Below are 21,762 nucleotides of genomic sequence, written 5' to 3' on the forward strand. Positions count from 1 at the left end.
TTTATTTACATTCATTAGTCTCAAGTTTCTCCACGGGTAATCATTTTTTGTTGAAGTAAATAGATCTTTGTGTTCCGTGAAATATTTATATGAAATGTATAATTAAGGTGTTGTTTAATGGTTTTATAATCAATGATTTATGAGATAGTTGACGTGTTCTTGAAATTGATTTTGAGAGAATTTCAACACTTATTCATGTTTTTTTTAATCATCTTTAAGTGTTAATTAGTTTTTGTTCATCGTTTTAATTCTTTTTTTTAACAAAAAATAGAATCTTTAATTATTGCGAAAATTTTTAAGATATTTCCAAAAGTTTTGTAAAAAAAATCGGTTATAATGTAGTTAATTTTCATTAATTTTGAAATTTCGTAATCTAAATAAAATTTACATGAAAAAACATCTACTAGTGATGGGAGTGCTTTTTATATCCAATATGTTTTTAGCACAAACAAACCGACTTTGGAAGGAAGTTTCACCAAAAACCAGTTCTGAAATATTTGAAAATAAAACCAGTATTATCAACCCAAAAGTTTATAGTCTTGATTTTTCTGGCTTAAAGAATGCATTAGTAAAGGTTCCGCAAAGTTTTTCTAAAAATGGAAAATCAGATGTAATTATCTCTTTTCCAAATGCCGATGGTGTAATGGAGAGTTTTAAAGTTAGAGAAAATTCTAATTTTGCTCCTGAATTGGCAGCACAATACCCAGACATCAAATCTTATGTCGGGGAGAGTTTAGGAGATACACAGTTTACAGTTTATTTTAGCATGTCACCACTAGGATTGTCATCAATGGAACTTTATGCTAACAAATCTGCAGTTTTTATAGAGCCCTATACAAAGGATCTTTCTACATATGTTGTTTATAGAAAATCTGATAAGAAAGCAAATTTAGATAAATTTGAATGTACGGTAATTGATGTTGCGCAAAAGGGTATAGATAACTCTAACCTTACGGCAAGACCAAACGCTGATGATGGAAAGTTGAGAACTTTCAGATTAGCTTTATCATGTACCGGAGAATATACGACGTATTTTGGAGGAACAGTAGCTGGTGCCCTAGCTGCAATGAATACCACTATGACTCGTGTCAATGGAGTTTTTGAAAAAGATTTTGCTGCAAGAATGGTTCTTATCGCAAACAATAATTCTGTAATTTATACAAATGCCACAACGGATCCTTATTCTGGAGCAACAGCTGGAACTCAAGGAGCCTGGAATGGAGAGTTGCAAACTAATCTTACTGCAACAATTGGAGAAGCAAACTACGACATCGGTCACTTATTCGGTGCTACCGGAGGTGGTGGAAATGCTGGCTGTATTGGTTGTGTTTGTGCAAATGGTACAAAAGGCAGAGGATATACTTCTCCAGCAGATGGCATTCCAATGGGAGATACTTTCGACATTGATTATGTAGCTCACGAAATAGGTCATCAGTTTGGAGGAAACCATACTTTTTCACACGGTAACGAAGGGACCGGAGTCAATATGGAACCAGGTGGTGGATCTACAATTATGGCTTATGCTGGTATCACCAACTATAATGTTCAAATGAATTCTGATCCATTTTTTCATGCTGTAAGTATTCAGCAGATTACGAATAATATTAAGGCAAAAACTTGTCCGGTATCTACCAATACTGGAAATATTATTCCTACTGCTGATGCAGGTTTAGATTATATCATTCCTAAAGGAACCCCATTTATCCTTACCGGAAACGGGACCGATGGAAATGGCGATCCTCTAACTTACATTTGGGAGCAAATGGATAATGCATCTGCTGCTCAAACTAATGCTAACTCTGCCGCAAGTGCAACAAAGGCTACGGGTCCTACTTTTAGATCTTATACTCCACAAACAGTTCCATTTAGATATTTTCCGCCATTGGCGAGAATAATTACAGGAGCAACTACAACTACAAGTAATAATCCCCCACCTAATAATAATACAAATATTATAGTTGAGGCTTTATCTAATGTTGCAAGAACATATAATTTCAGGTTTACAACTCGTGACAACAGAGCAGGAGGTTCAGGAAACAATTCTGATGATATGGTAGTAACAGTAAATGCTACTGCAGGACCTTTTATTGTTACTTCTCAGAATACAGCAGGGATAGTATGGAATGAAGGTCAGGCGCAAACTATTACTTGGAACGTTGCAGGAACAACTGCTGCTCCCGTAAGTACACCAAATGTTACCATTCTATTATCAAAAGATGGTGGACTTACATTCCCTACTGTTTTAGTTGCAAGTACACCTAACAACGGTTCGTATTCTTACACTGTGCCAGGAGGTTTGGGAAATATAAGCAATGCAAGAATTATGGTAAAGGGTCTTAATAATATATTTTTAAATGTAAATTCACAAAACTTCACAATCAATTCATCCGCAGTTGTTACCCCTCCCGTTATCACTCCGGGAACTCCTGGAGCCCAATCTCCAATCTTTCAGGGAATGATGATTTATCCTGTTCCTTCAAATGATGGGTATGTGTATATTAAAACAGACTTCCCTCCAAAATTTGACGCAGACAGAAAACCTGCTCCTTATAAAGTAACATACGAAGTATATGCAATGGATGGTAAATTAGTGGTGCCAAAGAAAACCAGACACATCTTCTCAAGAACTGTTGATAACAGAGTTGACGAGAAACTAGATTTAAGAGATCTTCCTACTGAAGCTTACATGATTCACGTAACTGTGGATGACGAAAAAATTGTTAAAAAATTACTGATGCTTCACAAGAAGTAATCGTAATTCATATCCATAAAAAAAACCGTTCACTTGAACGGTTTTTTATGTTTAAAAATGCATTTTAAAATTTATTTATGTCTGAATTCACTGATAAAGTGCAACTTCACATTAGGAAATTTCTCCTGGGTCATATGAATGGTAAATGACGAATCAGCTAAAAATACCAATTGATTGTATTTGTCTCTTGCCAAAAATCGCTGTTTTAATCTTGCGAATTCTTTAAACTCTTCAGACTTTTCATCAGCTTCAACCCAACAAGCTTTGTGCATAGAAAGTGGTTCGTAAGTACATTTTGCACCATACTCATGCTCCAAACGATATTGGATAACTTCGTACTGAAGTGCTCCCACCGTCCCGATGATTTTTCTGTTGTTCATTTCTAAAGTAAATAACTGCGCAACACCTTCATCCATCAGCTGATCGATACCTTTTGCTAATTGTTTAGCCTTTAAAGGATCATTATTATTAATATATCTGAAATGTTCCGGAGAGAAACTTGGAATTCCTTTGAAGCTGATTTTTTCACCACCTGTCAAAGTATCGCCAATTCTAAAACTTCCTGTATCATGAAGTCCCACAATGTCGCCAGGGAAACTTTCGTCTACTACTTCTTTTTTATCAGCAAAGAATGCATTCGGCGATGAGAATTTCATCTTTTTACCTTCTCTTACCAAAAGATAATTTTCATTTCTTTTAAATGTTCCTGAAACAATTTTCACGAAAGCTAGACGGTCTCTGTGTTTAGGATCCATGTTGGCGTGAATTTTAAAGACAAAACCTGTAAACGCAGATTCTTCAGGCTTCACCATGCGGGTTTCGCTTTCTTTCGGTTGTGGCATCGGAGCAATTTCGATAAATGCATCCAACAATTCACGGACTCCAAAATTATTTAAAGCTGAACCAAAAAATACAGGCTGCAAATCACCATTCATATAATCTTCACGGCTGAATTCAGGATAGACAGATTGAATTAATTCCAATTCTTCTCTTAAATTCTTAGCGGCTTTAGTACCGATAACCTCGTCGATAGAAGAATCGTTTATATCATCAAATTTGATCGCTTCACCAACTTTCTGTTTCTTTTCTTCTAAAAATAACTGAATGTTGTTCTCCCAGATATTATAAATTCCCTGAAAATCTGCTCCCATCCCAATCGGAAGAGAAAGCGGAACAACTCTTAAACCTAATTTCTGCTCAACTTCATCCAAAAGATCAAAGGCATCTTTACCTTCACGGTCAAGTTTATTAATGAAAACCAGCATCGGAATGTTTCTCATTCTACAAACCTTTACCAATTTTTCGGTCTGTTCCTCAACACCTTTTGCAACGTCAATCACGACGATTACAGAGTCTACTGCCGTTAAAGTTCTGTAGGTGTCTTCAGCAAAATCTTTGTGACCTGGTGTGTCTAAAATATTGATTTTATAACCTTTATATTCAAATGCCAATACGGAAGTCGCTACCGAGATTCCTCTCTGTCTTTCGATTTCCATAAAGTCGGAGGTTGCTCCTTTTTTAATTTTGTTCGATTTTACGGCTCCCGCTTCCTGAATTGCACCTCCAAAAAGAAGTAATTTTTCTGTAAGTGTGGTTTTTCCGGCATCGGGGTGAGAAATAATTCCGAATGTTTTTCTTTTCTCTATTTCTTTGATTAAGTCTGACATAGTGTATTTTGAAGTTGCAAAAATCGTGATTTTTATCGGATTCTGAAAATCGGATTTACGACTTGTTGAAACTGGTTTTAGTTTTAAGATAATAAGCAACGCAAAGTCCAGTCAAAACCATTCCGGCACTGAACGGGAAGATGTATTTCATTCCACACAAATCAGCAACAGCGCCAATCAACGGACCAGCAACGCCAAGCGAAAGGTCTATGAAAAGTCCGTAACCTGCCAAAGCAGAGCCTTGACTTGACGGCGAAACACTTTTAATAGCAACCACTCCGAGTGCAGGAAAAATTAATGAAAACCCTAATCCGGTAACTCCGGCTCCTAAAAGCGCCATCTGTGAAGTTGCTGCAAATGAAATAATGACCAACCCTATTGTTTCTACTAAAAGACAGGCAATGGCAACTTTAATTCCACCATAATTATTAATGACATTACTGAAAACCAATCGACCTGCAACAAACAATCCACCAAAAACTGTGAGACAGAGCGCACCATTATTCCAATGAAAATAGTTGTAGTACAAAGTAATAAAAGTAGAAATGCTTGCAAAACCAATTCCGCCCAAAGCCAGACAGATTCCGAATGGTGAAACTTTCCCTAAAACTTTCCAGAAAGACTGAGAATCCTGAGTATTCGTATTGGTGTAATTGATTTTAGTCTTAGCGAACAGAAAACCTATGATTCCAATTAAAATAGAAATAATTCCAATACCGTACAGTCCAAATTTATGCTCAATCACAACTCCAAGCGAGGCTCCAATTGCCAAAGCTCCATAACAAGCAACACCGTTGTAAGAAATAATTTTTGCGGTATGTTTTTCACCAAGCGCCATAATTGCCCAATTAATGGGACTTGCGCCAATCATTCCTTCTCCGCAGCCTGTAAGAAGACGTGTGATGATGAGAAAACTTAAACTAAGTAGAGGAGAGAACTTAAAATAATAAGCCAAAATCAAGAAAATTCCGGTTAAAGAAAAGCTCAGCATACTGAAAAGAACCGCTGGTTTCGGGCCTTTTTCGTCGATGATTTTTCCGGAATAAGCCCTTAGAAAGAATGTTGCAACATATTGTAAGCTGATAACAAGTCCGGCAACGACCAAACTAAACCCTAAATTTTTACTGATAAAAATCGGTAGAACAGAAAGTGATAACCCGATGATGAAATATCCTAAAAATGTAAAACCAACATATGTTAATAAAGATAAATTTACATTTTTTTCTTGAGCAACAGCATGATCCATATTCATAAAAATTAAGTTGCAAAGATACTGCGGAAAAATCGTTTTCAGAGAATTATCGTTTTAATTAAAACCTAAAATTTATCAGTTAAAATGAGTTTAGTGAATCTAGAAGGCAGTTTTCTTTTGAAATTCAGTGTTGCAAACAATTCCGAGTTTTACTTTCTCACAAAATCAATTATCTTTGTTTCTGTAAACCTAAAAAAGCATGGAAAAAAGCAGATATCCGAAATTTATTTTTAATTGGATTGGTGGCTTGGTACTTCTCGCCGGATATATCGCTGGAAGTATTATCGTTGGATTTTCGAGTACTGCCTACAAAATTATTTTTAAGTTTGACATCATGCAAAAGCCGTGGTTTATGATGTTGGCCAATGCTATCGTTTTTAGTTTGGTGATTGCTTTTTTTGATTTCTTTGTCGTGAGGCCTTCAACAAAAATGAAATTGAATTTCAATTTTTCACCTACCAATTTTTATACCTATCTCCTGATTTTCCCAATGATGTTGGGAATGATGTTTATCGGTGAATTTTTCACTGCTCAAATTCCGACAACCGGACCATTTTTTGGTAGGTTTTACGAGTTTTTTGAAAATTTAATGCAGTTTATGACGGATGATCCTGTTGTTATGGTTCTCACGGCTGTAATTATGGCACCGATTTTTGAGGAAATTATTTTTAGAGGAATCATTCAGAAAGGATTAATCAATAATGGGGTGCAGCCTTGGAAAGCGATTGTTTTTGCATCGGTTGTCTTCGGTTTGGTTCATGGAAATCCCTGGCAGTTTGTAGGAGCGGTGATGCTTGGCTGCGTTTTGGGGTTGGTTTATTACAAAACTAAATCTTTGCTCTTGCCAATGCTTTTGCATGGTTTTAATAATTTATGCTCATCTTTCTTAATATTTTACACCAAATCTGAAAGCTTTGCAGATGCTTTTAAAGTTTCAGAATGGGTAATTTTAGGAGTTGGGATTGTTTTGCTTTCTTCATTTTACTATTTGTTTATGAAAAAGTATAAAGTGCATTATTCAGAAATTTAAATTCAAACATTAATAACACAATATTCTTCACAAATTTCATAAAATCATGTTAGTGCTATTTGTTGAAAATATTAGTGTATTTACTGTTTCAAAAAAATAAAAGTTACATGGAATTATTAGTTGCCACACACAACGTACACAAGAAAGAAGAAATTCAACAGATTTTAGGAGATAAGTTTACCGTTAAAAGTCTTGCAGATTATGATTTGCATGACGAAATCGTGGAAGACGGTGATTCTTTCAATGCCAATGCTTTAATTAAAGCAAAATATTGTTTCGAAAAAACAGGAATTCCAAGTTTGGGTGACGACAGCGGTTTGGTAGTTGAATCTTTAGACGGAAGACCGGGGATTTTCTCTGCACGTTATGCCGGAAACCATGATTTTGCCAAAAATATTGAGAAAGTTTTAGACGAAATGAAAGGTGTGGAAAACAGAAAAGCCTATTTCATTACCGTTTTGTGCTATTATGACGAAAACGGCGCTCAATATTTTGATGGCAGAGCTCACGGAAATTTACTTACAGAAAATAAAGGTCACAAAGGTTTTGGGTATGACCCAATTTTTGTTCCAGAAAGTTATGAAAAGACTTTTGCAGAAATGAATCCTGAAGATAAAAACCAGATCAGTCATAGAAAACAGGCATTAGATTTGTTTTTAGATTTTTTAAAAGTGAAAGGATAGTTTTAGGGTGGGGTTATGGTTTAGACTAACAAATATTCCTATAATTTTTTAAATGAACTATGGATTGGAAGTTCTATAAAACTTATACCTAAACCTCAGCCTTAATCTCAATCTCAACTTCAAACTTTTATCGTACATTTACCCCAATAAACTATTGATTTGAGTACTTATTTAACCATTTTAGGCTTTAATTCAGCAATTCCTACTGTTAATACATCGCCCACTTCGCAGCTTCTTGAGATGGAAGAGCGATGTTTCCTGATCGATTGTGGTGAAGGAACGCAGGTGCAGCTGAGAAAAGCAAAAGCAAGATTTTCAAAAATCAATCATATATTTATTTCGCATCTTCATGGGGATCATTGTTTTGGTTTGCCGGGTTTGATTGCGTCTTTTCGTTTGCTTGGAAGAGATGTTCCGTTGCATGTTTATGGTCCGAAAGGCATAAAAAAAATGCTGGAAACCATTTTTACCATTACGGAAACCCATCGTGGTTTTGAAATCGTTTATCATGAGCTTGATAAAGATTATTCCGAGAAAATCTACGAAGACAATAGAGTAGAGGTTTATACGATCCCACTAGATCACAGAATTTACTGTAACGGTTATCTTTTTAGGGAAAAACAAAAAGACAGACATCTTAATATGCAGGAAATTTCAAAGTATAATGAAATTGAAACCTGTGATTATCACAATTTGAAAGCAGGAAAAGATTTTGAATTGAGCGATGGATATGTTCTTAAAAATGAAATTTTAACCACCGATCCAGCACTGCCAGTTTCTTACGCTTTTTGCAGCGATACCAGATATTTAGAATCTGTCATTCCGATTATCAAAAACGTAACGGTATTGTATCACGAGTCTACATTTTTACATGATTTAAAAGAAATGGCAGATTACACCGGCCACACAACAGCTTTAGAAGCAGCGAGGATTGCGAGACAGGCAGAAGTCGGTAAATTGATTTTAGGTCACTTTTCTAACAGATATGGTGATTTGACAGTATTTACTGATGAGGCAAGAACGGTTTTTCCAAATACATTTTTACCTAAAGCTTTGGAAGTCGTAAAAATCTAAATGAATATGTTGAATTTTGAGGAATTAAGAGATTTTCTAAATGAAAAGGCTGATATGTATAATAATTCTGAATTTATTCAAGACGATCCTATACAGATTCCGCATCGTTTTTCTTTAAAACAAGATATTGAAATTGCTGGTTTTCTGGCGGCGACCATTTCTTGGGGAAACAGGAAAGCAATTATAAAGTCAGCTGATAAAATATTGAATATCATGGGAAATTCGCCCTATGATTTTGTAATGAATTATTCTGAAAATGATTTGAAATTTATTGAAGGAAAAAGCATTCACAGAACTTTTAACGGTGAAGATTTCACCTATTTTATCAGACAGTTTAACAGGATTTATCGTGAAAATGATAGTTTAGAAAATTTATTTCTCATTAAAGATTCTGAAACCAATTTTTATCATGCCATTGAAAGGTTCAGGCTGGGTTTTTTACAGACTGAAAAGCATAGAAGTCACAAACATGTAAGCTCGCCTTACAAAAATTCATCCTCAAAAAGAATCATCATGTTTCTGCGCTGGATGGTACGAAATGATCAGCGTGGCGTAGATTTTGGAATTTGGAATAACATTGATCCTAAAAGTTTATCAATACCTTTAGACGTTCACACAGGAAATATTTCAAGAAAATTAGGCTTGATTTCCAGAACGCAGAATGATTGGAAAACTGTTTTAGAGTTAGACGAAATTATCAGAAAATTTGATCCTAAAGATCCTGCAAAATATGATTTTGCACTATTTGGTTTAGGCGTAACTAAAGAATTATTTTAAACAAAAAATAATGAAAACATCACACGAAAGAATAGAACTTCTTGAGAAACTGGCAGATGGAATCACTTCTTGGATTGGCTCTATACCATCTCTTATCATTCATACTTTACTTTTTTTGACTGCATTTTTACTACCTTCATTTGGCGTGGTTGATTTTGACAAAATGCTGTTGGTATTAACGACGGTTCTTTCTTTGGAAGCCATTTATCTTTCAATTCTGATCCAAATGTCAGTGAACAAAAGCCATGAAAAAATTGAAGATATTCAGGAAGATATTGAAGAGATCAGTGAAGACATTGAAGACATTCAGGAAGATCTGGAGGAGATTAGTGAGGATATTGAAGAAATTACTGAAGATATTGAAGATATTCAGGAAGATATTGAGGAAATCAATGAAGATGATGAGGATGAAGATCATATAGAGAAAGCGAAAAAAGCGATTTTAAAAAGCAATGTAAATTCTAATAAAAATGAGATTAAATTGCTAAAAGATAAAATTCAGGAGCTGCAAAATATGATTGATGAGCTGAAGAAAGATTAATTTTCTGCTGCAAATATCAAATTTCTATTTTTCTAAAGCATATTGTGAATTTGATGTCAATTCGCAATCTATAGACTAAATCTTAATCATTTAGAATTATTTTTATTATTTTTGGGCAAACAATTACAAAATGTCAAGATATCGATCGAAAAACTACTTTAGGTTAAGTTTCTTTTTGTTATTCCTTATAAGCTCCTTTTCCAATGCACAGACTGTAAAGCAAAGAAGAATAGAGGACGCGAAAAATTCAAAGCCGTCTTCTTCAGCCAAAGCTGGAGATTTAATAGATGTAAATGTAACTCCTTATCCTGCATCTAATTTTACACCAACGCAGTTGGTTACAGATGTTTTAGTAGGAAGTTCAACTTCCTGTGGAACACCAAATATTTCTAATGTTACAATTTCACCGGTTCAACCTGTAACTGATAATGAGCGATTTTGGGGATACTTTAATAAAGGTACCTCAAATTTTCCTTTTACTGAAGGTATTGTACTAACAACAGGGACTGCACGTCTGGCAGGGAACACCCCAGAAGGACAACTTGGAATAAATCTTACTACAGGTTCTGATCCTGATTTGGAAGCAGCTTTAGCAGGCAGTACGCTTGATTTAGAAGATGCGGTTATCTTAGAGTTTGATTTTGTTCCTTCTAGTACAGAAATGAAGTTTAATTATATATTTGCTTCGGAAGAATATGATGGCGGATTTCCTTGTTCAGGGTATGAGGACGCATTTGCTCTTCTTCTGAAACCGAATACACCTGGAAGTACATATACTAATCTTGCTATATTACCAGGAGGAGCTGGGCTTGTTACTGCCACCAATATTGTTCCTGCAAGTTTTTCTTGTGGTCCTATTAATGCACAATATTATGAGACGTCATCGCCTACTAATCAAACAAACCTATTTGGAAGAACGGTTCCTTTAACAGCGATAGCAACTGTAGTACCTGGGCAATCTTACCATATTAAGATGGTAATGGCTGATGACAATGACGGAACTCATGATTCTGCAGTTTTCTTAGAAGCAGGGTCTTTCGATATAGGAATTAGTATTGTTGATAATGCAGGAAATCCTTTACCAGCAACAATAAATATGTGTGATAACACACCACAAGTTCTAAAAGCGCAAGTAGCTGCTACTCCGGGAATGACATTTCAATGGTTTAAAGATAATGTAGCTATCTCAGGAGCCACTAATATAGAATATACTGCAAATTCACCAGGAGTTTATACAGTTAAGGTTACTGTACCAGGAGGTAATTGTCCTGCAGAAGCAACGATTACTATTGTAGGAGGTACAAGCCCGGTAGCACAAAATGCAATATTGAAACTTTGTACTACACCTAGTGTTTCTACTTTTGATCTTAACTCGGCAAAACCTTCTATCAGTACTACGGCGGGTGCAGTATTTAAATTTTATATAAGCCAAGCAGATGCTGTAGCTCAAAATGCTAATTTTATTACCACACCCGAACTGTTTGACGGAAATGACGGCCAAATTTTATATGTAGTAGTTTCTAATGGTGCTTTTTGTAGTAAGCTAGTTACTTTAACTTTACGAAAAGAAGCAACTCCTTTACCGGTACTTAATGCTTCAAAAATGAAAATCTGTAATGGAGAGTCAGTTGTTTTAACGGCTTCAGGAGGAGCAACTTATGAGTGGAGTGGTTTTGCGGGTACAGGTGCTGTACGTACGGTATCTCCTACACAAACTACAACATATACAGTCTATGCGATTGGTGCTCAGGGATGTAAGTCTCTACAACCTGTATCAGTTACAGTAGAAGTTGTTCCTGCAATAACTTCAAATCTTACTGGTGGTTATATTTGTTCTGGTGACAGAATTACTTTAGATGCCGGAGCAGGCCCTAACTATACATATTTATGGAGCAATGGTGCTACAACGCAAACCATTTCTGCAGATACGCCAGGCGCTTATACTGTAACAATTAATAATGGAGTTTGTTCTAAAGTTTACACTACGCAGGTGATTCAGGCAATTGTTCCTCAGATTATCAAAGTTGATTATGATGAAAGCGGAACTTTGGTTGTGACAGCAAGTAATCCGAGCAACGGACAATTAGAATATTCTAATGATAATGGAGTTACTTGGCAATCTTCAAATGTATTTACAAATGTTCCCAATAATTCACTAGTTTCTATAAGAGTTAAAGTGAAAAACACAAGTTGTGTTGGTTTCTTAGAGTATTTTACATTCGTTATGAAAAATGTAATTACTCCAAACGGAGACAACGTAAATGATATGATTGATTTCAGAGGAATCAGTGATCTCAAAGATTTCCAGGCTGTTATTTCTGACCGTTATGGTAAGGCAGTATTTAAAGCCGAAAAAACCAGACCGTTCTGGGATGGATATTTCCAAGGTAAAAAGCTTCCAACTTCATCTTATTGGTATCAGGTGACTTTCGAAGATCCTGCAACCAAAAAATTAACAGTAAAAACCGGATGGATTTTATTGAAAAACTTTGAATAAAATTCTCAAATACTAAAAAGACCGATAATAATCGGTCTTTTTAGTATTTGAGAATTTTACAATCATATTAATACAATTAAAATGGTAAGATTGTGTTAATAATAATATAAATATTTTTGAATTAAATTTTAATCAAAAAAAATAGTATTTTTGTTAAAAATAATACAAAATGTTAAATAAAAGTGCAGGAAGTTTATTTTTGGCTTTGTTTTTAGTTCTTATTGGAAATTTTACATTTTCTCAGACTAGAGAAAAAGTTAAAAGTGTACAGAAAGCTTCTTCTCAAACGATGAAAGCTGGTGCTTTTATTGATGTGAATACTGCAAACTATCCAGAATCTTCATACAGCATAACACAATTGGTAAAAGATGTTCTTATCTCTGGTGGTTCTGCATGTTCTACAGCAAATGTAAATGGGGTAGTGGTATCGCCCAATTTAGCAACAAGCAATCCTGGTAGAAGCTGGGGTTTTTTCCACAGAGGCACTACCAATTTTCCTTTTGAGAAAGGAATATTATTGACCACAGGTCATGCATCAAAGGCAGGTAACTCTTTTATTTCAGGTCCTCTGGAAGATACACTTCCTATACAAGGTGATCAGGATTTAGCAAATGCACTTGGGATATCAAATGCCAACCTTAATGACGCCAGTTTCATAGAATTTGATTTCATTCCTACTTCCACAGAAGTTTCATTTAGATATTTATTTGCTTCAGAAGAGTATCAAGGTAATTTCCCATGCAGTATCAGTGATGGGTTTGCATTATTGTTAAAAAAAGTAGGCGATCCTACTTATACTAATTTAGCGGTTTTGCCGGGTGGAGCAGGAGCGGTAAGTGTAACCAACATTCACCCTGCGGTACAATTTGATAATACAGCTCTCAGTTGTGGTGCGCTTAATGCATCATATTTTGGGGGATATAATACTACAGCTATTCAAACTAATTTCAGCGGACGTACAGTGCCACTTACTGCAAAGGCTACTGTAATTCCGGGGCAAACATATCATTTTAAAATGGTTATTGCAGATTATCAGGATTTTAGATTTGATTCTGGTGTTTTTTTAGAAGCAGGATCTTTTGATATCGGTGTTCAGATTCTAGGGCCTGGGGGCGTACAACTTCCAGCTTCTATCAATGTTTGTGATAATGCTCCACAGACCTTCACTGCGTCGGTACAAATTCCGGGTGCCACATATCAATGGTTTTTAGGAACTAATGCTATTCCAGGAGCAACCAGTTCTTCTTATACTGCCGTAGCACCAGGCGTTTATTCGGTAGAGGTTACACTTCCAGGTAATTCATGTCCCGGTAAAGCAACGATTACTGTTGTTGGAGGAACTTCACCAACGGTACAAAATACTACCTTGACAACTTGCTTCGCGGCCGGAAATGCAATATTTGATTTAACATCTGCGCAAGCTTCAATCAGTACAACTCCGGGAGCTACATTTTCGTACTATTTAAATCAAGCTGATGCAAATGCTGGAAATACCAATACAATTGCGACACCTACCACTTTTTCGAGTGCGGGAGGCCAAACAATCTATGTTTTAGTAAAAAGTGGATTTTGCTCAAAGGTAGCAGAGCTGCAACTCGTGAAAGCCCCCGAAATTATTGCAACTATTGCTGCGCCTACGACATTAACATGTACAAATACACAAATTGCCCTGAATGCTTCAGCTTCTACATATCCTACAACTTCTACATTTGCGTGGACGACTACTGGAGGAAACATTGTCTCTGGAGGAACAACATTAAATCCCGTTGTGAATGCTCCGGGAACTTATACATTAACGATTTCCAATACCTTTGCGGGTAATGTCACATGTACAGCTGTTGCCAATGTAACTGTTGTTGGGAACAGCGCGCCTCCTACAACAGGGCTTACTGCAAGCAAAATTTCTATTTGTGCCGGTGAAACCATTACTTTAACTGCTTCTGGTGGCGCAACTTATAATTGGGGAGGAGGTTTGCCAGGAAACGGAGCTACTCAAACAGTTTCTCCTACAGCTAATACCACGTATACTGTAACAGCAGTTGGTGCAAACGGATGTGTGTCAACTACTGCTGCAACGCTGACAATACAAGTTTCTCAACCTTTCACGGCTCAGAATGCAAGTCTTATAAAATGTTATCAGCAGGGAAATATAATATATGATTTAACTTCTGCCCAAGGTCAGATAACTACAGCTCCTGGTGTTACTTTTACATATTATGTCAATCAGGCAGATGCAATAGCTGGTAACACAAATAATATAACAGTGCCTACTGCATTTCCGAGTACAGGAAATCAGACAATTTATGTTTCAGTAAGTAATGGAGGTTGTAAGTATGTTGTTAATTTACAATTATTAACTACTGCGGCTACTACGTTAACGATTGCTGCACCTCAAACAATCACATGTACTACAGCTCAGGTTACTTTAAATGCTTCGGCATCTGTAATTCCTGCAGGATCTACTATTGCTTGGACGACTACAGGTGGAAATATCGTATCAGGAGCAACGACTCTTACACCTGTCGTAAATGCTGCTGGAACATATACTTTAACAGTAACAAATAATACACAACCTGCCAACTTAACATGTACTTTTACTTCAGCAGTTACTGTGATAGAGGATAAAGTTCTGCCGATTGCAAATTTAACTTCAACTTTTCAACAAATTTGTCCGGGAGAATCTGTTACCTTAACGGCTTCGGGCGGTGCAACTTATAATTGGGGTAATGGTCTTCCTGGAAATGGAAACACACAAGTAGTTACTCCGGCTAGCAACACAACATATACTGTATTTGCAGTAGGTGCGAATGGCTGTATTTCTGCAAATCCTGCAATAATTAATATTGTTGTAGGTCCGCCAACAGCAACATTATCTGCTTCAAAAATTAAAATTTGTGCAGGTGAATCTGTTACTTTAACAGCTGGCGGAGGATTTACTTACAATTGGGTAGGTCTTACAGGAAATGGAAATACACAAATTGTTACTCCTGCTGTTACCACGACTTATTCAGTATTTGCATTAGGTGGAAACGGCTGTGTGTCAAATACTCCGGCTACAGTTCAAATCGAGGTTGTACCTGCAATTGTTTCAACATTAAAAGATGTGTATGCATGTGCTGGTGATACGGGAATTCTAGATGCCGGTGCAGGACCTAACTACACGTATCTTTGGAGCACGGGAGCTACTACTCAGACGATTTCTACAAATATTCCTGGATCTTATTCCGTGACGATTGATAACGGAACATGTTCTAGATTGTTTACAGCACAATTAATTAATCCGGATCTTCCTCAGTTCACCAATGTAGTATTTGAAAATAACGTTCTTACAATATCAGCTACCAATCCTACTGGCGGAACATTAGAGTATTCTATTGACGGAGGTATAACATGGCAATCTTCAAATATCTTTTATAATGTATTAAGTAATACTAATCTTACCTTAATGGTAAGAGTAAAAGATGCAAAATGTGGCAATACTTTGGAATTCTTTACTTTTGAAATGAGTAACGCAATTACTCCTAATAGTGATGGTGTCAATGATTTCATAGACTTTTCGGGAGTAAGTAATTATAAAAACTTTGCGGCATCTATTTTCGACAGATATGGAGCTGAATTATTTAAAGCAGATAAATCAAACGTAAAGTGGAATGGTTCTCTGAAAACCATCAATCTGCCAACGGCAACCTATTGGTATAGAGTGCAGTGGGAGAATCCTGCAAGTAAAAAGCTAGAATTAAGATCCGGTTGGATTTTACTTAAAAATAGAAATTAAAAAAAGAGTCTCCTATTTGGGAGACTTTTTTTTGTGTTAAAAATTTTAGTTATTTATGAAATTTGTTTAAAAAAAAACTAAATTTGTTGAAACAAAATTATTATGAAGAGATATATACTGTTGTTTTCATTATTACTCATCAGTACTTTTTCTTTTGCGCAGACTAAAACAGAAAAGCAAAAAAGAATAGAATTAACAAAAAATTCAAAACCTTCTCCATCAGCCAAAGCTGGTGATTTGATCGATGTAAATGTGCCTCCTTATCCAGCATCTACTTACACTCCCGCACAACTCGTTATAGATGTTTTGGTGGGAACTACATCGAATTGTGGAACACCAAATATAACAAATGTTTCAATTTCGCCTAACCAACCTGTAACTAATAATGAAAGGTTTTGGGGATATTTTAATAAAGGTACCTCGAATTTTCCTTTTGCTGAAGGTATTGTATTAACAACAGGTACAGCACGTTTGGCAGGGAATAACCCTGAAGGACAACTTGGAGTTAATCTTACTACGGGTAGTGATCCCGATTTAGAAACGGCTTTAGCAGGTAGTACACTTAATTTAGAAGATGCGGTTATCTTAGAGTTTGATTTTGTCCCAACGAGTACACAGATGAAATTTAATTATATTTTTGCTTCGGAAGAGTATGATGGCGGATTTCCTTGTTCTGGGTATGAGGATGCATTTGCTCTTCTTCTGAAACCGAATACACCTGGAAGTACGTATACGAATCTTGCTGTATTACCAGGAGGTGCAGGACTTGTTACAGCTACTAATATTGTTCCTGCAAGTTTTTCTTGTGGTCCTATTAATGCACAATATTATGAGACGTCATCGCCTGTTAATCAAACAAACCTATTTGGAAGAACAGTCCCTTTAACAGCAATAGGAACGGTAATACCAGGACAATCTTATCATATTAAGATGGTAATGGCTGATGATAATGACGGAACTCATGATTCTGCTGTATTCTTAGAAGCAGGATCATTCGATATAGGAGTAAAATTATTAGATCCTGCAGGCGCAACATTACCTGAAGAAATCAATGTCTGTGACAACGTTCCACAGTTAATTACAGCTTCTACCAGTGGTCCAAATTTATTATATCAATGGTTTTTCAACGGTACTGCTATACCTGGAGCAAATACAAATGCAATTACGGCAATACAGCCAGGAAATTACAAAATCGAAGTAAGTGTACCGGGAAATCCTTGTCCGGGATCAGCCACGATAAAAATTAATGGTGGATTTACACCATTAGCACAAGATGCTACTTTCTTATTGTGTAGCACACCAGACATTACTACATTTGACTTAAATAATGCAAAACCACTGATAAGCCCTACACCTAATGCGACTTTTAGATTCTATGAAGATCAGGCAGATGCTGCAGCTCAGAATGGAGATTTTATCACAAATGTTGCAAACTACAATGGTGCAGATGGTCAGATTTTATATGTGGTAGTATCAGACGGTGGTTTCTGTAGCAAAACAATAGAGTTGACTTTGCAGAAAGAGGTTACTCCAATCGCAGGAATTACCCCTTCAAGAATTAGAGTTTGCCCGGGAGAAACAGTTACGCTTACAGCTAATGGTGGTGTTACTTATTTGTGGGATAACTTCCCAGGAAACGGAAACACACAAACTGTTACTGTTAATCAAACGACCACATTTACGGTATATGCTATTGGGGCGAAAGGTTGTAAATCACTATTGCCGGCAAAAATCACTGTAGAGACTGTTGCACCCATTACCACACCATTGCTGGATGTTGAAATGTGTGTAGGTGATACTATTCTTTTAGATGCAGGTGCAGGAACTAACTATTCTTATTTATGGAATACTGGTGCAGAAACTCAAACTATTACAGCAACTCAGTTAGGAGTTTACACCGTAAAAATCAATAATGGAATTTGTGAAGAAGTATTCACTGTGAAAGTTCACGGTGCAGCTTCGCCTTTCTTTACGAATTTAAGCTATGAAAATGGTACATTAACAGCTATTGCAACGAACCCTTCAATTAATAATATATTTGGAACCTTAGAATATTCTGTTGACGGAATCAATTGGCAAGAGTCAAATGTATTTACAAATCTTACAGATAATACGACTTACAATGTTCAGGTAAGAATTAAAGGGACAACTTGCTATGGTTCAGTTGAGTTCTTTACACTTGAAATTAATAATGTAATTACTCCAAATCAGGATGGTGTGAATGATGTTTTAGATCTTAGTAATCTAAGAGATTTCAATAATTTCACAGGATCGATTTATGACAGATATGGCGTAGAAATATTCAAATTCTCAAAAGAAAGACCAATTTGGGACGGTACCTTAGCAGGTAAAAGATTGCCGACAGCAACTTATTGGTACAAATTCAACTTCGAATACAAGAAGTCGAAAGTACAAATGAACAGAGCCGGATGGATTATGTTGAAAAACAGAGAATAATCTTAAATTAAATATAATAAAATAGCCTTTCAAATTTGAAAGGCTATTTTATTTTTTGATGTATATTGAAAACGTTCGAAATTTTTACATATTCTCTTTCCAGAGTTGTGTAAAATGAATAAAATCCTCAACGCTCAATTCTTCGGCTCTTTTGTCCATAAATTCGTGAGTTTTTAATGCTTCAGGAATGTTCATAACTTTCCAAGAGTTAGAGAGCTTTTTTCTTCTTTGTCCAAAACCGGCCTTCACGATTTGCTTAAAAAGAACTTCATTTCCTACGAGACCCTCTTTCGGATTTCTGGTTAGTCTGATAACTCCGGATTTCACTTTTGGCGGCGGATTAAATACATTTTCATGAACTGTAAAAAGATATTTTACATCATAATAAGCCTGTACCAAAACAGATAAAATTCCGTAATCTTTCGTTCTCGGAACTGCTGCAGTTCTTTCTGCAACCTCTTTCTGGAACATCCCAACCATTTCCGGAACTATTTGATAATAATCAATAATTTTAAATAAAATCTGTGACGAAATATTATACGGGAAATTACCAATAATGGCAATTTGCTCCTCGTTGATAAAATTAAAATCTTGCTTCAGGAAATCTCCTACAAAAGTTTCTTCGGTAGCTTTAGCATAGTTTTTTTTTAGATAATCTATAGATTCAGTATCAATTTCTGCCAGATAAATTTTTTGCTCTTTTTCCAGAAGATATTTGGTCAGCACACCCATTCCCGGGCCTATTTCCATGACGTTGTTGTAGTTTTCGTAGCTTAAGCCTTCTACAATGTTTTTTGCGATGTTTTCATCAGTCAAAAAGTGTTGACCCAGATGTTTTTTTGCTCTTACACTCAAAGTTTATTTATGATTTCGTTAACAATGATTTTCTCTTATTCGTTCCAAATTTCGGTAGAATTTTTCTATTTTAGCCAAAAATTTTAATATTAATGGCGAAATCTGTAGAAGAGTTTAATAAGAAAAGGCTTCGGTCTAGCAATATTACTGTAGTAATAAGTATTGCCTTAGTGTTATTTTTGCTGGGATTAATGGGCTTAATTCTAATTAATGCACAAAAATATTCTGATTATTTAAAAGAGCAACTTGTTGTAAATGCGTACTTTGACGAAAATTACGACGATAAAGATTCTGCTAAAATAGCAAAACAGGAAGCGGTTGCCGTAGAAGTTATCAACGGGATGGAATCTGTAAAACGTACGAAATATATTTCTAAAAAAATGGCTACAGCTGAAGCCAAAAAAAGTTTAGGGATAGATACAGAAGCACTTTTTGACGAAGATATTTATCCGGCTTCTGTGGAAGTAGCATTAAAACCGGAGTATACAGATTCAACTAAAATTGGAGCAGTTCTTACGCAAATCAAATCAGTTCCAGGAATTATCGACGTAAAAAACGATTCAGATTCTCAAAAGATATACGATAAATTAAATAAGATTTTAAAGTGGATCTTAGCGTTTTGTGTACTGTTTTTAGTTCTTGCCATTGTTTTAATTAACAACTCAATCAGACTAAAAGTATTCTCAAAAAGATTTATAATCAAAACTATGCAGTTGGTAGGAGCAAAAAGAAGATTTATTTTGACACCGTTTATCAAAGAAGCGTTAATTCTTGGTTTGTTGGGTGCAGTATTGGCTCTTATAGCTTTGTCAGGACTTTGGTATTACTTTACAACTACTATAAAAACTCCTTTTGTACAAGACACCAACCAATATTTCTGGTTAGTTCTTTTAATATTTGGAGTTGGTATTTTCATTACAATATTAAGTACAATCGTTGCAACATGGAGGTTCTTGAGATCAAATGTTGACGACTTATATTATTCTTAAAAAATGGGCAAAAAAACACATAAATTTTCCGCATCAGATTTTGGTACGGAAACAGAAGTTTCAAAAGAACAAACATTCTACTTCGGAAAAGAAAATTACAAATGGATGCTGATTGGTTTAGCTTGTATCGTTGTAGGATTTCTTTTAATGATGGGGCCAGACGCCAACACTGTTGACGGAAAACTAGACCCGAACGTATGGAACGACGATATTTTTTCTATCAGAAGAATCAGAATTGCACCTCTACTTATCGTGATAGGTTTTGTAATCGAAGTATATGCAATCTTGAAAAGAAAGAAATAAAAAATCAGTTAAAAAGATTTAATTACAAAAGTCGGTTGCTTTGCAATTGACTTTTTGTATAAATTAAAAACACTAACAGTAATATTAATCATTACCAATTACCCATTACTCATAAATTATGGATTTAATTAAAGCAATCATCATTGCGATTGTAGAAGGACTTACAGAATATTTACCCATTTCATCAACAGCTCACATGGGTTTTGCAGCCAGTCTGATGGGTTTAGAAGAAACAGAATTTTTAAAAATGTTTCAGGTTTCCATACAGTTTGGGGCAATTTTATCAGTTGTGGTAGCCTATTGGAAAAAGTTTTTTGATCTGAAGAATCTTCAGTTTTACTTTAAATTAGGTTTTGCTGTAATTCCCGCTTTGGCTTTAGGGTATATTTTTGATGATAAAATTGAGGCAGTTTTGGGAAATCAGATTGCCATTTCTTCAGTTTTGGTTTTGGGAGGGATCGTTTTACTTTTTGCGGACAAATGGTTTAAGAATCCTGTCATTCACGACGAAAAAGAATTATCTATAAAAAAAGCAGTAATCATCGGCTTTTGGCAATGTCTAGCAATGATGCCTGGAACAAGTAGAAGTGCGGCTTCAATTATCGGTGGGATGACGCAGGGTCTGACAAGAAAGGCAGCAGCAGAATTTTCATTTTTCCTTGCTGTACCTACGATGTTGGCGGTTACAGTATATTCGGTTTTTGTAAAAACCTGGGGTAAAGAAACAGCAAATCCTATGAAAGGTTACGAGATGATTTTTTCATCACAAGATCACATCATGATTTTCATTGTTGGGAATGTTGTAGCATTCATTGTTGCATTGATCGCAATCAAAGCATTTATCGGAGTACTAAACAAGTACGGTTTCAAACCTTGGGGCTGGTACAGAATTATTGTAGGAATTGCTTTGTTGGTTTATTTCTATTGGTTCAAATAATATTATTCATTAATAATTGCTGATTTTTGGGCAGCTATTTCCGCCTTCCACTCCCGCTTTTTTGCCTCCGCTTCGCTCCGGCAAAAAGAGCTCCGTTCAAACCTAACGTAGTGGTTCGATGGTTCAGATTGAAAATAAATAAAAATATCATCAAGTCGGGCTGCGAGAGATTC

The 21,762-nt window shown here is 35.7% G+C and carries 15 protein-coding genes; 12 read left to right on the forward strand and 3 right to left on the reverse strand.

What is annotated here, in order from left to right; all coding sequences use genetic code 11:
* Positions 1-388 precede the first annotated feature (388 nt).
* On the forward strand, positions 389-2,752 hold the full coding sequence (locus LNP04_RS18825) for a reprolysin-like metallopeptidase (protein WP_229984426.1): 2,364 nt from the start codon (positions 389-391) through the stop codon (positions 2,750-2,752).
* A 71-nt stretch (positions 2,753-2,823) separates the two neighbouring features.
* Here LNP04_RS18825 and LNP04_RS18830 read toward each other — a convergent pair whose 3' ends face one another.
* Positions 2,824-4,419, reverse strand: a complete 1,596-nt coding sequence (locus LNP04_RS18830) for a peptide chain release factor 3 (RefSeq protein ID WP_229984427.1) — start codon at positions 4,417-4,419, stop codon at positions 2,824-2,826.
* 55 nt (positions 4,420-4,474) lie between these two features.
* The gene (locus LNP04_RS18835; protein ID WP_229984428.1) at positions 4,475-5,671 is read right to left on the reverse strand and encodes an MFS transporter; all 1,197 of its coding nucleotides are present in this window, start codon (positions 5,669-5,671) and stop codon (positions 4,475-4,477) included.
* Between the two features lie 199 nt (positions 5,672-5,870).
* Here LNP04_RS18835 and LNP04_RS18840 point away from each other — a divergent pair, with 199 nt between their 5' ends.
* The 8 genes from LNP04_RS18840 to LNP04_RS18875 all read left to right on the forward strand — a co-directional run bounded on the left by LNP04_RS18840 (position 5,871) and on the right by LNP04_RS18875 (position 18,505).
* Positions 5,871-6,701 (forward strand): CPBP family intramembrane glutamic endopeptidase, encoded by an 831-nt coding sequence (locus LNP04_RS18840; RefSeq protein ID WP_229984429.1) that lies wholly within the window; start codon positions 5,871-5,873, stop codon positions 6,699-6,701.
* 107 nt (positions 6,702-6,808) lie between these two features.
* On the forward strand, positions 6,809-7,384 hold the full coding sequence (rdgB, locus tag LNP04_RS18845) for an RdgB/HAM1 family non-canonical purine NTP pyrophosphatase (protein ID WP_229984430.1): 576 nt from the start codon (positions 6,809-6,811) through the stop codon (positions 7,382-7,384).
* A gap of 159 nt (positions 7,385-7,543) precedes the next feature.
* On the forward strand, positions 7,544-8,458 hold the full coding sequence (locus LNP04_RS18850; RefSeq protein ID WP_229984431.1) for a ribonuclease Z: 915 nt from the start codon (positions 7,544-7,546) through the stop codon (positions 8,456-8,458).
* A 6-nt stretch (positions 8,459-8,464) separates the two neighbouring features.
* The gene (locus tag LNP04_RS18855; protein ID WP_407928615.1) at positions 8,465-9,235 is read left to right on the forward strand and encodes a TIGR02757 family protein; all 771 of its coding nucleotides are present in this window, start codon (positions 8,465-8,467) and stop codon (positions 9,233-9,235) included.
* Positions 9,236-9,245: 10 nt separating this feature from the next.
* Complete coding sequence (locus LNP04_RS18860; RefSeq protein WP_229984432.1) at positions 9,246-9,776, forward strand: hypothetical protein; 531 nt, start codon at positions 9,246-9,248, stop codon at positions 9,774-9,776.
* Between the two features lie 130 nt (positions 9,777-9,906).
* Positions 9,907-12,273 carry a choice-of-anchor L domain-containing protein gene (locus LNP04_RS18865; protein ID WP_229984433.1) on the forward strand — a complete coding sequence of 789 codons (2,367 nt, stop codon included), beginning with the start codon at positions 9,907-9,909 and terminating at the stop codon, positions 12,271-12,273.
* A gap of 169 nt (positions 12,274-12,442) precedes the next feature.
* Entirely contained in the window at positions 12,443-16,048 is a 3,606-nt protein-coding gene (locus LNP04_RS18870; RefSeq protein WP_229984434.1) for a choice-of-anchor L domain-containing protein, read from the forward strand.
* A gap of 102 nt (positions 16,049-16,150) precedes the next feature.
* Positions 16,151-18,505 (forward strand): choice-of-anchor L domain-containing protein, encoded by a 2,355-nt coding sequence (locus LNP04_RS18875; protein ID WP_229984435.1) that lies wholly within the window; start codon positions 16,151-16,153, stop codon positions 18,503-18,505.
* Positions 18,506-18,589: 84 nt separating this feature from the next.
* Here the strand turns inward: LNP04_RS18875 and rsmA are convergent, their stop codons facing one another.
* The gene (gene rsmA, locus LNP04_RS18880; protein ID WP_229984436.1) at positions 18,590-19,360 is read right to left on the reverse strand and encodes a 16S rRNA (adenine(1518)-N(6)/adenine(1519)-N(6))-dimethyltransferase RsmA; all 771 of its coding nucleotides are present in this window, start codon (positions 19,358-19,360) and stop codon (positions 18,590-18,592) included.
* 92 nt (positions 19,361-19,452) lie between these two features.
* Between rsmA and LNP04_RS18885 the strand changes: the two genes are divergently transcribed.
* From LNP04_RS18885 to LNP04_RS18895, 3 genes are all read left to right on the forward strand, one after another.
* The gene (locus tag LNP04_RS18885) at positions 19,453-20,349 is read left to right on the forward strand and encodes an ABC transporter permease (protein ID WP_229984437.1); all 897 of its coding nucleotides are present in this window, start codon (positions 19,453-19,455) and stop codon (positions 20,347-20,349) included.
* A gap of 3 nt (positions 20,350-20,352) precedes the next feature.
* A complete protein-coding gene (locus LNP04_RS18890; RefSeq protein ID WP_229984438.1) occupies positions 20,353-20,652 on the forward strand; it encodes a DUF3098 domain-containing protein in 300 nt (99 codons plus the stop codon).
* Between the two features lie 118 nt (positions 20,653-20,770).
* Positions 20,771-21,589: an undecaprenyl-diphosphate phosphatase gene (locus LNP04_RS18895; RefSeq protein ID WP_229984439.1), complete on the forward strand. Its 819-nt coding sequence runs from the start codon at positions 20,771-20,773 to the stop codon at positions 21,587-21,589.
* Positions 21,590-21,762: the final 173 nt, after the last annotated feature.

Origin of the sequence: Chryseobacterium sp. C-71, assembly GCF_020911865.1 — a bacterium.
Taxonomy (GTDB): domain Bacteria; phylum Bacteroidota; class Bacteroidia; order Flavobacteriales; family Weeksellaceae; genus Chryseobacterium.